The sequence below is a fragment of the Pseudomonas sp. CHM02 genome (assembly GCF_000612585.1).
GTDB lineage: Bacteria > Pseudomonadota > Gammaproteobacteria > Pseudomonadales > Pseudomonadaceae > Aquipseudomonas.
In genome coordinates, this window is the sequence record NZ_JFCA01000012.1 from 112,542 (window position 1) to 125,477 (window position 12,936).

Here is a 12,936-nt window from a genome sequence, read left to right on the forward strand (position 1 = left end):
GTAGGATCACTGTGGAAGAGTTCGGTATCAAAGACGTGCGCCAAGCAGCGCCAGGGTGTTACAGGTAGCGGGCTTCAAGGGTTACGTTGCCTTCGAGGGGGACTTCGCTCGTCAGCGTCAGGCTGTCGGTAGCCTCGATGGCGGCGATGACGCCTAACCTTGCCGAGAATCGAGTGCTGGGAATCGGCTGGCTGGCATCCGCCAGGGCGCTGGGCGCGTATAGCCCCGGTAGAGTATAGGTGTAGGCTTTTTTCCAGGTCGCTCCATGGTCTTGCGACTCACTCATTTGGACGGCGGTGTTATCCACCCTCGGATCTTGCAGGTACGGGGTAAGAAAGCCGATTTTCTCCCCGGCGGGGGTCAACCCCAACCCTGGGTAACTCGGGTTGGAGCTGGTCCCCGATCGGTTATCAACGAACTGCAAGGCCATCGCGGTGGGCGCCTCGCAATGGATGTCGAGTGACAAGTCCATGTGTTCGAGAAACGTGATATCGGTCTGTTTCAAGTCTTTTGCCGCTATCTTTCCGTAATCGATAACCCCTCCATCGGACAGTGTGGGAGCACAAGCACTCGGCGTGATCAACCCCCGTACAGTCAGGTCGGTAGTCGAGGCCGCAATGGCGCTGGTACTCGCGCCCAACAGCAGGGCGCAACTAAGGGTGCGGTGCAGGGTGTTCATGGCTCGGATCAATCCTGGGTTGTTGGGGGTAAAGCGCACGGTCGGGCTTACCAGTACTTCAATTGCAGGGTGGCATGACCGTCGATGGGCACCTCATCCACCAGGGTCAGGTCGGTGGCCTTGACCAGGGTGGTAAACGCGCTCAAGCGGGCGGTCAACACCTTCAGGGCGATCGGGGCGTTGAGGTCGTCAGCGCTGGCAAAGGCAGTCAGGCCTGCGTGCCCCAGGTAAGTGGAAGGGCGCCAGGAGGTCCCGCCGTTGCTGGACATGATGGTGCGCACCGGCACCGTGTCGGCCACTGCGTCCAGGACGCTGAACGCGACGCTGCCCAACATCTGGTCGTCATTGACCCTGCCCAGGCCCTGGCTGGCAGGGTGGATGGCCGAGGTGCCGGCGCGGTTGTCGATGGCAGTCAGCGTGAACAGCGTTTCTGCCTCGCAAGTCACCTCCAGTTGCAGGTTGGCGGTCTCCAGGCGAGTCGGCTGGTCGGGGGCCAGGTCCTTCACGGTCAGTTTGCCGTGGTCGACGATGCCGCCGCTGGACAGGCTGGGAACGCAGGAACTGGGTGTAATCACGCCGGTGACGCTCAAGTCGATGGCGCTCGCGGCAAAAGCACCAGGAGTGCCAGCCATCAGCACAGTTGCGGTAAAGCAGGTCAGGGCACGAATCATGGTTGACACATCCTGTGGGGTAAGGTGGCTTACAGGTACTTCACTTCGAGGGTGGCAGAGCCGTTGAATGGCAGTTCATCGCGCACATTCAGGCTACGGGTCGGAGAGATAAGGGGGCTGATGACGAGATCCGTGCTCAGCGCCTGGATGGGGCTTGGCGCCCACAATGGACCACCGGGTTGATCACTGAATGCTGCGAGGAAAACCACAGGCCACACGTTGTCTTCATTGTTTTTCCAACTGTCGCCGTCGGCTGAGGCGATGTGGGTAGCCGGGGATCCGTCGGCAATCGGGTTGGTGAGCATGAGGTGATAGCTACCGATGTTTTTGTCGCCAATCATGCCCAGGCCGTAGTAGTTGTAAGGGTCAATCGAGCCGGTACTGTTGTCGATGCCTTTGAGGGCGAACAGTGTGGGGGCCTCGCAGGTGACGGTCATTTGAAGGCTGGTCGCCGGTAACTCGGTTAATTGGTCGGGATGGAGGTCCGACACGGAGATTTTTCCGTAGTCGACAACACCCATGCCAGACAAGTTGGGTGTGCAGGCCGTCGGCGTGATTATTCCCTTGACGGTCAAGTCGACGCTGCTGGCGGCATACACCTGTGAGCCGGCGGTCAGCAGCAATGAGAGGGCAAAGAGTCGGGAGCAGGGGGGGCATGGCAAAAGAATCCGAGAGGGCGCGCGGTGCGCCGGGTCAAAAAAGGGTGATTTACAGGTACTTCACTTCGATCGTGGCGGAGCCGTCGAGGGACACTTCATTGCTCAGGTTCAAGTCTTGCGCAGGCGCGATCTGGGTCATCACGGCCAAGTCAGTGGTCAGGTCCTGAATAGGCACGGGTACATACCGGCCACTGGAAACACCGCCGAAACCGGCCAGTTTGCCGCTGTACCAATATTCACCATCAATCGCGCTCCAGGTTTGCCCGCCGTTGTTGGACTCCAGGGGTATGACGGCGACGTTGTCCGCAACCGGGTTCACAAGCTCAAGGTGGTAGGTGCCGATTTTCTGCGTGTTATCGATCAAGCCCAGACCATAGCCCGTCGCGACGATGGCTGAGGACGCCCGGTTGTCGTTGCCGTTCAAGCCAAACAAGGTCTGTGCATCGCAGTTCACATTCATCTGCAAGGTCACGGCTGGCAGATCAGTGGGGGTGCCTTGATTGAGGTCCTTGGCGGAGATCTTGCCGTGATCGACAATGCCGTTGGCGGATAAGGTCGGCGTGCAGGCACTCGGCGTGATCAGGCCTTTGACGATCAGCTCCACTGAGCTTGCGGCAACGGCCGAGCCCTGGTGGGCGATCGTGAGAAAGAGGGCGAGTGCAGCGAGAGGCTTATTCATGTCGTGGGTTCCGGTGCAAGGATTGCTGACTGTGGGTCGTGTGTAACCGTCATGTGTTTGCGACCACCGGGAATGGCTGGCCGCGCCCTTTTTGGGCAGCGGTGAATTTATCCAGCGTGAAGGGCCGGGGGAATACAACAATTACGATAGTGAGCGGAAGTCGTACGTCGTTGATCGGCGATGTCGGAACCGGCTTTTGATTACGTAGGATTTATGCAGTTTTCGTAGTTGTTGTATGGTCCGAAGCCCTCCATTCGACTATTTTTCGGTCCGCTTTCGCGGTCATGAAAAACTCAAAAAGATCATCCAGAAAGCTGCGTCCTGTTGATCAGGTCGGGGCTGTTTCCTGCACGCCTTGCGTGCCATCCACGCCCGTTTATTACGGTAAGTCGAGGTCGTCATGTCATCGGGCATTCCCCCAGGCAACGGCAGTGGGCATGAACCCCTGCCGCCGGCGACCTCGCCCGCCTATTGGCGCCGGCTCAAGGTGTTGGTGATCGACGACCACCCGGCGTATTGCCTGCTGATGGGCGGGATCCTGGAACGGCTGGGCCTGGACTATAAGGCCTGTCGGGACGGTCGCGCCGCGCTCGCCGCCATGGACGAGCACCACTTCGACCTGATCCTGACCGACTGCCAGATGCCTGGCATGGATGGCTACGCCATGACCCGCAGGGTTCGTGCGCAGGAACGTGAGGCCATGACGACGCGAGTCCCCATCATTGGCTTGACCTCCAACCTGGGCCCGGAAGAGGTCCGCCTGTGCCTGGAAGCCGGCATGGACGCCTGGCTGGTCAAGCCCCTCACCTTCATACAACTGCGCGACGTCCTGGTGTACTGGCTGGCGCAGGCCGACATGTGCGTGCCGAGGCCGGAGGGTGAGATTCATGCCCAATTCACGCGCGAAGGCTGGCCAACGCGTGCCGTGCTGGTGCAGATGTTTGGAGGTGGCGAGGTCTTGGAAAGCATGCTGGGCAGCCTGACGCATGAGGCACGGCAAGACTTGCGAGCGTTGTCGAGTGCAGTGATCCGCCTCGATGAGGGGGCCACCGTCCAGCACTTGCACCGGCTGATCGGCAGCGTTGCATTCCTGGGCGTTACCTCGCTGGAAAAACGTGGCATCCGGCTGATCTCGGCGGTCACCCGCGATGGCGTAGCCATGCATGCCCGTACCTTGGTGCGACTGCGACAGGATCTGGTGCGTTACCTGGCCTACCTGTCGACGCTCTGAAGTTCACCCTCATGGTCCGATTTGCAGGAATTTTACGACCTGTAATGTAGGGCGTTTCTGGCGGTGCATTCTGTTTGTTTTGTAGGCCTTAATCTCGTCGGCAGCGATTGCGGGGCTATTCGCCATTAGCGGGTTTTGTTGACGGTTGTTGCGATCCAGAACCAGCGCTATTTTTGCGCAGGTCAATTTGCCATCATGGTGTCCCTCATGCTTCGCGTAATAATTGCTGACGATCATCCAATTGTGCGTATCGGCCAAAAAGTAGTGATCGAAGCGAATGGAAAGTGCAAGGTGGTCGGCGAGGCCGATGGTCCCGATCAGTTGCTCGCCTTGCTCGACCGCACGCCCTGCGACCTGCTGGTGACCGACTTTGCCATGCCGGGCAACCAACAGGCGGACGGTTACGGCCTGTTGAGCCTGATGCACCGCAAGTACCCGGCGATGCCGGTGATCCTGGTGACCATGTTTGCCAACGTCGCCACCCTGCGTGCTTCCTTCACCCACGGCGCCCGGGCGATCGTGGCCAAGAGTGCCTCGGCCAGGGAGTTGCCCCAGGCCATCAAGGCGGTCAGCGAGGGCCAGACCTTTGTCAGTGAATGCCTGCGGGTGCAACTGGTGGAAGCCGGCACCGGTGATCAACAGGCGGTGCCGCAGTTGTCCGGCAAGGAGCGTGAGGTGGTGCGCATGCTCGCCAGTGGCCTGACCGTCAGCCAGATTGCCGCGCGGGTCAATCGCAGTATCTCGACCATCAGCAAGCAGAAAAGCACAGCGATGAGCCGGCTGTGCATTTCCACCGACGTGGATTTGTTCGCCTATGCCCGCAGCAGCGGCATGGTGCCGTGATACCGGTCATTTGCGCGGCGAATGTCAGTAGCATTGGCGACGTGGGCGGCTTATCGTGCGGCTATCTTTTCGACGCCAGCGGAGCCTGCCCATGAGTGATGCCCATAACGCCCTGATCACCGAGTTCTACAGCGCCTTCCAGCGCCTGGACGCCGAAGCCATGGCCGCCTGCTACACCGAAGACGTCGTGTTCAGCGACCCGGCGTTTGGCGAACTGCGCGGACGCGATGCTGCAGACATGTGGCGCATGCTCACCACGCGGGCCAAGGACTTTTCCCTGACGTTCGACCACGTGCGCAGCGACGACACCACCGGCAGCGCGCACTGGGTGGCGACGTACCTGTTCAGCGCCACCGGCAATACGGTGGTCAACGATATCGGTGCGCGGTTTGTGTTTCGCGACGGCAAGATCTGCGAGCATCACGATCACTTCGACCTGTGGCGTTGGTCGCGCCAGGCACTGGGCCTGAAAGGGCTGCTGCTGGGCTGGTCGCCGGCGCTGAAAAACGCCGTGCGCGCCCAGGCGCTCAAAGGGCTGAGGGCATTCCAGGCCAGTCGTTGATAAGATTGGCGCTCTTCTGGTTTGCCGACGTTGACCCGTGACTGATCTTCCTGAACCCAAGCCCTGGTTCGTCTACCTGGTGCGTGCCGCCAATGGTTCGCTGTATTGCGGCATCAGCAATGACCCGGTGCGCCGCTTTGCCTCTCATCAGAGTGGCAAGGGCGCGCGGTTCTTTCTCTCCAGCCCCGCCGTGGCGTTGGTGTACACCGAGCAATGTGCGAGCAAAGGCGAGGCGTTGCGCCAGGAGCGGCTGATCAAGAAGTTGAAAAAGAGCGCCAAGGAATGCCTGGCGGCGAGCGGCTCATTGATCTGACTGATGGGTTCCCATCGCCCCCTGGTGCGGTTTTGCAGGCTAAGCTAGCGGCTCATCCATTGAGCGGAGCCTGGCATGTCTGAGTTGATCCTCCACCACTACCCGCAGTCCCCCTTCGCTGAAAAAGCCCGCCTGCTGCTGGGCTTCAAGGGCTTGTCCTGGCGCTCGGTGTTTATTTCACCGGTGATGCCCAAGCCTGATCTGACCGCCTTGACCGGTGGCTATCGCAAGACGCCGGTGTTGCAGGTCGGCGCCGATATCTACTGCGACACCGCGTTGATCGCCCGGCGCCTGGAACAGGAAAAATCAGCGCCGGCGCTGTTTCCGCAAGGCCTGGAACTGGTCACTCAGGGCTTCGCCGCCTGGGCCGATTCGCTGGTGTTTTCCCATGCGGTGGCGCTGGTGTTCCAGCCGGAATCTTTGGCGGTCAAGTTCGCCAAGGTGCCGCCGCAAATGCTCCAGGTGCTGGTGGCAGACCGTACGAAATTGTTCAGCGGTGGCACCGCGACCCGGGTGCAATTGGAGACGGCCAAGCACCAATGGCCGGCGATTGTCAGCCGTATCGACCAGCAGCTGCAGCACCAGGCCGGTGACTTCCTGTTCGGCGAGCCGTCGATTGCCGACTTCGCCCTGGCCCATCCACTGTGGTTCCTCAAAGGCTCTTCGGTGACTGCGCCGCTGGTTGACGCGTACCCGGCGGTCGCCGCCTGGCTGGACCGCGTGCTGAGCTTTGGCCATGGCACCGCCAGCGAAATGAGCGCCGAGCAAGCCTTGGACATCGCCCGCAACGCCACGCCTGCGGCGTTGCCTGATGAGCTGTTCGAGGACTTGAACGGCTTCAAGGCCGGCCAGCAGGTGACCATTTCGGCGACGGATTACGGTACCGACCTAGTGGCTGGAGAACTGCTGTTTGTGGGGCGCGAAGAGCTGATCCTGCGCCGTAGCGACGAACGCGCCGGCACCGTGCATGTGCATTTCCCACGCATGGGGTTCTGCATTCAGGCGCAATAAAGAAAAATAGTTGCAAATAAAAGTGAGGTAAATCCACCGCCCAACCGTGTAGTGCTTGAAACTGCGATCTATTCGCATTAACAGCGTTTTCTACACGGGTTCTCACAGCATGAAGTCAACGGCGGGCGGTTGGGTAAAACAGTGGCTGGGAGCCTCGGTATTGGCGGTATCGGGGCTGGCGTTGCTGCCCCTGAGCGTGGCGCAGGCACAGGAGCAGCAAAGCGCCCAGTTCAACTTTACCTTGGCAGCCAAACCGCTGCCTCAAGCCTTGAGCGATTTCAGCCGGGTCACCGGGATCAGCGTGATCTACACCGATGAAGCGCCTTACGGCCTCAAGGCCCCGGCGGTCAGCGGGCAGATGAGCGCTACCCAGGCCCTGCAACGCTTGCTCGGCAACACCGGCTTGACCTTCCGCCAGATCGACGCCCGCACCCTGGCCCTGGAACCGGTGCCCACCGAAGGCGCGGTCAACCTGGGCGCCACCACCATCAGCGGCGTTGGCCAGCAGACCCAGGACAGCACCAGCTACCAGCCACCTCCCACCAGTTCGGTGATGCGTTCCCACGCGTTGCTGCTGGAAACCCCGCAAACCGTCAACGTAGTGCCCGCCCAAGTGCTGAGCGACCAGACCCCGCGCAACCTGGATGACGCCCTGGGCAATATCAGTGGCATCACCCAGGCCAACACCCTGGCCAGCACCCAGGACGCGGTGATGCTGCGTGGCTTTGGCGACAACCGTAACGGTTCGATCATGCGCGACGGCATGCCCGTGGTGCAGGGCCGCGCGCTGAACTCGACAGCCGAGCGGGTCGAAGTGTTGAAGGGCCCGTCCTCGTTGCTTTACGGCATTCAGGACCCGGGTGGCGTGGTGAACATTGTCAGCAAGAAGCCGCAACTGACGCAGTCCACTTCCTTGACGGTGCGCGGCTCCACGTTCGGTGACGGCAAGAACGGCAGCGGTGGCAACCTCGACACCACCGGCCCTATCGGTGACTCGGGCCTGGCGTATCGCTTGATTGTCGACCATGAAGATGAAGACTACTGGCGCAATTTCGGCACCCACCGCGAGACATTGGTCGCGCCGTCCCTGGCCTGGTTTGGCGACACCACCCAGTTGCTGTTCGCCTACGAACACCGCGAATTTCTCTCGCCGTTCGACCGTGGTACCGCCATTGATCCCAAGACCAACCATCCGCTGGATATCCCGGCTACCCGTCGGCTGGATGAACCCTTCAACAACATGGAGGGCCGATCCGACCTGTACCGCTTCGAAGCCGACCACGACCTGAACGACGACTGGAAGGCTCACTTTGGCTACAGCTGGAACCGCGAAACCTACGACGCCAGCCAGGTGCGCGTGAGCGCCGTGAACGCCAACGGCACCCTGACCCGCAAGATGGACGGCACCCAGGGCGCAATCACCACCGACCGTTTCACCACGGCGAGCCTGGAAGGCAAGGTCAACGTGCTGGGCATGCAGCATGACCTGGTGTTCGGCCTGGATGACGAGTACCGCAAGATCTACCGCGCCGATCTGATTCGCCAGGACTCACGTGGTACGTTCAGCTACCTGAATCCGGTTTACGGCAATGAAGTCGCAGGCACCAAAGTCAGCGCCGCCGACAGCGCCCAGACCGACTTGCTGCGCAGTGACTCGCTGTTCTTCCAGGACGCGATTCACCTGAATGACCAGTGGATTTTCGTTGCCGGCGCGCGTTACCAGATGTACGACCAATACGCCGGCAAAGGCGTACCGTTCAAGGCCAATACCAATGGCAACGGCCAGGCCTGGGTGCCGCGTGCGGGCCTGGTGTATCGCTACACCGATGAACTGTCGTTCTACGGCAGCTACACCGAGTCGTTCAAGCCCAATTCCACCATCGCCGCCCTGGCCGATGGCAGCACCTTGACCGGCGACCTGACACCCGAAGAATCCAAGTCCTGGGAACTGGGGGCCAAGCTCGATATCCCCGGGCGCATCACCGCCAGCGCGGCATTGTTCACCATCGACAAGCGCAATGTGCTGGTGTCGGTCGGCTCCGGTGCGAACACCATCTACAGCATCGCCGGCCAGGTGCGCTCCCGTGGCCTGGAGTTGGACGCCACCGGCCAGTTGACCGACCAGTGGAGCGTGATTGGCAGCTATGCCTATACCGATGCCGAAGACATCAAGGACAACGACCCGACGCTGGAAGGCAACCGCCTGCAAAACGTCGCCAAGCACACCGGCTCGCTGTCGGTGGCCTATGACTTCGGCAATATCTTCGGCGGCGATCAGTTGCGGGTGGGCACCGGCGCACGCTATGTCGGTGAGCGCGCAGGTGATGCGGCCAACGACTTCAACTTGCCGGGTTATACCGTGGCGGACGCATTTGCCACCTATGACACCAGGATTGATGGGCAGAAGGTCAAGTTCCAACTGAACGTGAAGAACATGTTCGACCGCGTCTACTACACCTCGGCGGCCAGCCGGTTGTTTGTGTCCATGGGCGATGCGCGGCAGGTGTCGGTGTCGAGCACCCTGGAGTTCTAAGACAGCTTTCTGTAAGGGCCGGGTTGCCGGCGATGGTCGTGCGGCGTGCTCACGTTTTTCACCGGCAAGCCGGCGCCTACAGTGGTAGCGTTGTCGCACAGTTTTTTGCGGAATCAAATCACCGATGCAATTTGGAAAGTGGATATACACCGGCACAATGCTGTTTTTGCTGGGGGGGTGCGCAAGTGTTTCACCGACATCCACCCCGGCAAGCCTGGACCAACTCCTGACTGACCCGGCCCTCAATGGCGCCACTGTCTCCTTGATGGTGCGTGACGCCCGCAGCGGCAGCACGCTCTATCAACACAACCCGCGCACACGGTTGATCCCTGCGTCCAACCTCAAGTTGCTCACCACCGCTGCAGCGATGGATGTGCTGGGGCCGCAGTACCGGTTTTCCACCCAATTGTTGAGTAACGGCACGCAGCAGGGCGAGCGTCTAAGCGGCAATGTGTACCTGCGTGGCCTGGGCGACCCGACCATGCAATTCGCCGACTACCAGGCATTGGCTGCACAACTGGCGGCGCAGGGCGTGCGTCAGGTCCAGGGTGATCTTGTCTTCGATGACACGTGGTTCGACGCCGAACGGCTGGGTGTGGACTGGGCCCAGGACGACGAAAGCACCTACTACGGCGCGCAGATTTCGGCGCTGACCGTGTCACCCAATACGGACTTCGATGCGGGCACCGTGCTCGTCACGGCGAAGGCGCCAGCCACCGTCGGCCAGCCGGTGAGTGTGGTGGTCAGCCCGCCCACCGACTACGTGCAACTCAGCAATCGCGCCGTCAGCGGCTCAGGTAACAACTACGGCCTCACCCGCCAGCACGGCACCAATTTACTGCAACTCACGGGCGCGCTGGCGCCGGGCAAGCAGAACCGGCAGTGGGTGAGTGTGTGGGAGCCGACGCAACTGGTGGCGAATCTGTTTGAGCAGGCGCTGGCACAGCAGGGCATCAAGGTGATGGGCAAGCGTGTGATGGGCGCTGCAAGCCCTGCGACAGCCAAGGTGCTGGTGGAACACCCATCGGCACCGCTGCAGGAACTGATCACGCCGCTGCTCAAGCTCTCGAACAACAACATGTCCGAAGCCTTGCTCAAGGCCATGGGGCGCAAGACCGCCAACGCGGGTACGGCGCAGGCCGGCGTCGCGGCCGTGGCGGACTTCATGCGGCGCCAGGGCCTGGACCCGCTGACAGTGAGCCAGGTCGATGGCTCGGGCCTGTCACGGCGTAACCTGGTGTCGTCGCAAAACCTCACTGACCTGCTGCTGGCCACGGCCAGGCAGCCTTGGTTCGACGCCTGGTACAACGCCTTGCCGATTGCCGGCAACTCGGACCGCATGACCGGTGGCAGCCTGCGCTACCGACTGCGTGGGACCGCTGCGGAAAACAACCTGCACGCCAAGACCGGCTCCATGGCCGGGGTGTCCTCCCTGAGCGGCTACATCACCGACGCCGAGGGCCGGCGCCTGGTGTTTTCAATCATCAGCAACAATTACGTGAGTGATGCCGCGCCCATCCGGGCACTGGAGAACCGCGTGGCGCTGGCGCTGACCCAATGGCACGACTAGCTCAGGGCTGATAGCCCATGCGCCAACTCACCGCTCGGGTCGCCGCCAGCAAGTGCTGCGCCGCCGGGCCGTCCTCGTCGGCGTGGAACAGCGAGGTGGGACCGACCACGGTCATCACCGCCGCCACTTGGCCGATGGCGTTGAACACCGGCGCCGACAACGCATCGACCCCGGGCATCAGCAAACCATGCACAAAATGCAGGCCACGGCTGCGGATCTGTTCGCAGACAGTGGCATAAGCCTGGTCGTCCGCCAGGGCGTGGGCGATGCCGGCCTGGATCTCGCGTTCACGCAGCTCCACGGTTTCCCGTGACGGCAGAAACGCGCTGAACACCAGCCCGGTGGACGAACTGAGCAGCGGCAGCACCGAGCCCAATTGCGTGACCACCGTCACCGCACGCACCGCCGGTTCGATCTGCACCACGGTCGCGCCCTGGTTGCCCCATACCGCCAGGAAGCAGGTTTCGTTCAGTTCATCGCGCAACTCCGCCAGGGGCATCGCGCCGACTTTCAACACGTCCATGCTGCCTAGCGCTGCCAGGCCCACGCGCAAGGCCTCGCGACCCAGGCCGTAGTGGTTGGTGGCGGTGTTCTGTTCGGCAAAACCCGAGGCGATCAGCGCCTGCAGGTAGCGGTGTACCTTGCTGGCCGGCATCTGCACGTGCTCGGCCAAGCGCGACAGCGAAGTCGCCGGGGACAGTTCGGCCAGGGCCTTGAGGATATCGGTGCCCACTTCGGCCGAGCGGACTTTCTGTTTACCGGTGTCGCGGGGCTTTTCCATGGAGGGGCGAGAATCCGAGAGATGAATGGGCGTCTTTATAGCTTGACGGTCGATAGTGATCAAATTACGTTATGCGTAACTGGATTACGATAAAAACAACTTCCGCTCAGAGGACGATCCATGAACCTCGAATACCTGTCGGGCTTCGGCAATGAATTCGCCAGCGAAGCCCTGCCCGGCGCACTGCCCGTCGGCCAGAACTCCCCGCAGAAAGCGCCCTATGGGCTGTACACCGAATTGTTCTCCGGCACGGCGTTCACCATGGCGCGCAGCGAAGCCCGGCGGACCTGGCTGTACCGCATCCAGCCATCGGCCAATCACCCTGCGTTCAGCAAGCTTGAGCGGCAGTTGGCCGGTGGGCCGCTGGGGGCAGTGACGCCCAATCGCTTACGCTGGAACCCGCTGGATATTCCGAGCGAGCCGACGGACTTTATCGATGGGCTCGTAGGGATGGTCGCCAATTCCGGGTCGGAAAAACCCTCGGGCATCAGCATCCACACCTACCGCGCCAACCGCTCGATGGCGCGCGTGTTCTTCAACGCCGACGGCGAATTATTGATTGTTCCCGAACAGGGCCGTCTGCGTATCGCGACCGAATTGGGCGTGCTGGACGTCGAGCCGCTGGAAATCGTCGTGCTGCCCCGCGGCCTCAAATTCCGCGTAGAGCTGCTGGATGCCCAGGCGCGTGGCTATGTTGCCGAAAACCACGGCGCGCCGTTGCGTCTGCCGGACCTTGGTCCCATCGGCAGCAATGGCCTGGCCAACCCGCGCGATTTCCTGACGCCGGTGGCCCACTACGAAGACCTCAAGCAACCGACCACGCTGGTACAGAAATTCCTCGGCGAACTCTGGGGCTGTGAGCTGGACCATTCGCCGCTCAATGTCGTCGCCTGGCACGGCAACAACGTGCCGTACAAATACGACCTGCGCCGCTTCAACACCCTCGGCACCGTGAGCTTCGACCATCCGGACCCATCGATCTTCACGGTTTTGACCTCGCCCACCAGCACCCACGGCCTGGCCAACCTCGACTTCGTGATCTTCCCGCCGCGCTGGATGGTGGCCGAGAACACCTTCCGTCCGCCATGGTTCCACCGCAACCTGATGAACGAATACATGGGCCTGATCCAGGGCGCCTACGACGCCAAGGCCGAAGGTTTCCTGCCCGGTGGCGCGTCGCTGCACAGCTGCATGAGTGCCCACGGCCCGGACGGCGAGACCTGCACCAAGGCCATCAACGTGGACCTGGCGCCGCACAAGATCGATAACACCATGGCCTTCATGTTCGAGACCAGCCAAGTGCTGCGCCCGACCCGGTTCGCCCTGGACTGCCCGCAACTGCAACCTTCCTATGACGCGTGCTGGGCCTCGCTGCCTGCCACCTTCAACCCGAACCGGAGATAA

13 protein-coding genes are annotated in these 12,936 nt (G+C 61.6%); 8 read left to right on the top strand and 5 right to left on the bottom strand.

The window, feature by feature from the left end:
• Window positions 1–58: 58 nt before the first annotated feature.
• The 4 genes from BM70_RS0108680 to BM70_RS0108695 all read right to left on the bottom strand — a co-directional run bounded on the left by BM70_RS0108680 (window position 59) and on the right by BM70_RS0108695 (window position 2,688).
• The gene (locus BM70_RS0108680) at window positions 59–679 is read right to left on the bottom strand and encodes a DUF1120 domain-containing protein (RefSeq protein WP_025855637.1); all 621 of its coding nucleotides are present in this window, start codon (window positions 677–679) and stop codon (window positions 59–61) included.
• A 47-nt stretch (window positions 680–726) separates the two neighbouring features.
• Window positions 727–1,350, bottom strand: coding sequence for a DUF1120 domain-containing protein (locus BM70_RS0108685; protein ID WP_025855638.1), 624 nt, complete (start codon window positions 1,348–1,350; stop codon window positions 727–729).
• A gap of 29 nt (window positions 1,351–1,379) precedes the next feature.
• Window positions 1,380–1,973: a DUF1120 domain-containing protein gene (locus tag BM70_RS0108690; RefSeq protein WP_025855639.1), complete on the bottom strand. Its 594-nt coding sequence runs from the start codon at window positions 1,971–1,973 to the stop codon at window positions 1,380–1,382.
• A gap of 85 nt (window positions 1,974–2,058) precedes the next feature.
• On the bottom strand, window positions 2,059–2,688 hold the full coding sequence (locus tag BM70_RS0108695; protein WP_025855640.1) for a DUF1120 domain-containing protein: 630 nt from the start codon (window positions 2,686–2,688) through the stop codon (window positions 2,059–2,061).
• Window positions 2,689–3,088: 400 nt separating this feature from the next.
• On the opposite strand from BM70_RS0108695, the gene BM70_RS0108700 reads away from it, so the two are divergent.
• The 7 genes from BM70_RS0108700 (at window position 3,089) to dacB (ending at window position 10,751) form a co-directional block, all read left to right on the top strand.
• Entirely contained in the window at window positions 3,089–3,919 is an 831-nt protein-coding gene (locus BM70_RS0108700; RefSeq protein WP_025855641.1) for a response regulator, read from the top strand.
• Between the two features lie 207 nt (window positions 3,920–4,126).
• Window positions 4,127–4,762, top strand: coding sequence for a response regulator transcription factor (locus BM70_RS0108705; RefSeq protein WP_025855642.1), 636 nt, complete (start codon window positions 4,127–4,129; stop codon window positions 4,760–4,762).
• A 91-nt stretch (window positions 4,763–4,853) separates the two neighbouring features.
• Window positions 4,854–5,324 carry a nuclear transport factor 2 family protein gene (locus tag BM70_RS0108710; protein WP_025855643.1) on the top strand — a complete coding sequence of 157 codons (471 nt, stop codon included), beginning with the start codon at window positions 4,854–4,856 and terminating at the stop codon, window positions 5,322–5,324.
• Between the two features lie 37 nt (window positions 5,325–5,361).
• Complete coding sequence (locus tag BM70_RS0108715) at window positions 5,362–5,637, top strand: GIY-YIG nuclease family protein (RefSeq protein WP_025855645.1); 276 nt, start codon at window positions 5,362–5,364, stop codon at window positions 5,635–5,637.
• Between the two features lie 75 nt (window positions 5,638–5,712).
• Complete coding sequence (locus tag BM70_RS0108720) at window positions 5,713–6,648, top strand: glutathione S-transferase family protein (protein ID WP_025855646.1); 936 nt, start codon at window positions 5,713–5,715, stop codon at window positions 6,646–6,648.
• Between the two features lie 109 nt (window positions 6,649–6,757).
• The gene (locus tag BM70_RS0108725) at window positions 6,758–9,181 is read left to right on the top strand and encodes a TonB-dependent receptor (RefSeq protein WP_025855647.1); all 2,424 of its coding nucleotides are present in this window, start codon (window positions 6,758–6,760) and stop codon (window positions 9,179–9,181) included.
• Between the two features lie 124 nt (window positions 9,182–9,305).
• A complete protein-coding gene (gene dacB, locus BM70_RS0108730; protein ID WP_025855648.1) occupies window positions 9,306–10,751 on the top strand; it encodes a D-alanyl-D-alanine carboxypeptidase/D-alanyl-D-alanine-endopeptidase in 1,446 nt (481 codons plus the stop codon).
• Window position 10,752: 1 nt separating this feature from the next.
• Here dacB and BM70_RS0108735 read toward each other — a convergent pair whose 3' ends face one another.
• Window positions 10,753–11,532: an IclR family transcriptional regulator gene (locus BM70_RS0108735; RefSeq protein ID WP_025855649.1), complete on the bottom strand. Its 780-nt coding sequence runs from the start codon at window positions 11,530–11,532 to the stop codon at window positions 10,753–10,755.
• Window positions 11,533–11,652: 120 nt separating this feature from the next.
• Between BM70_RS0108735 and hmgA the strand changes: the two genes are divergently transcribed.
• Window positions 11,653–12,936: a homogentisate 1,2-dioxygenase gene (hmgA, locus tag BM70_RS0108740; protein ID WP_025855650.1), complete on the top strand. Its 1,284-nt coding sequence runs from the start codon at window positions 11,653–11,655 to the stop codon at window positions 12,934–12,936.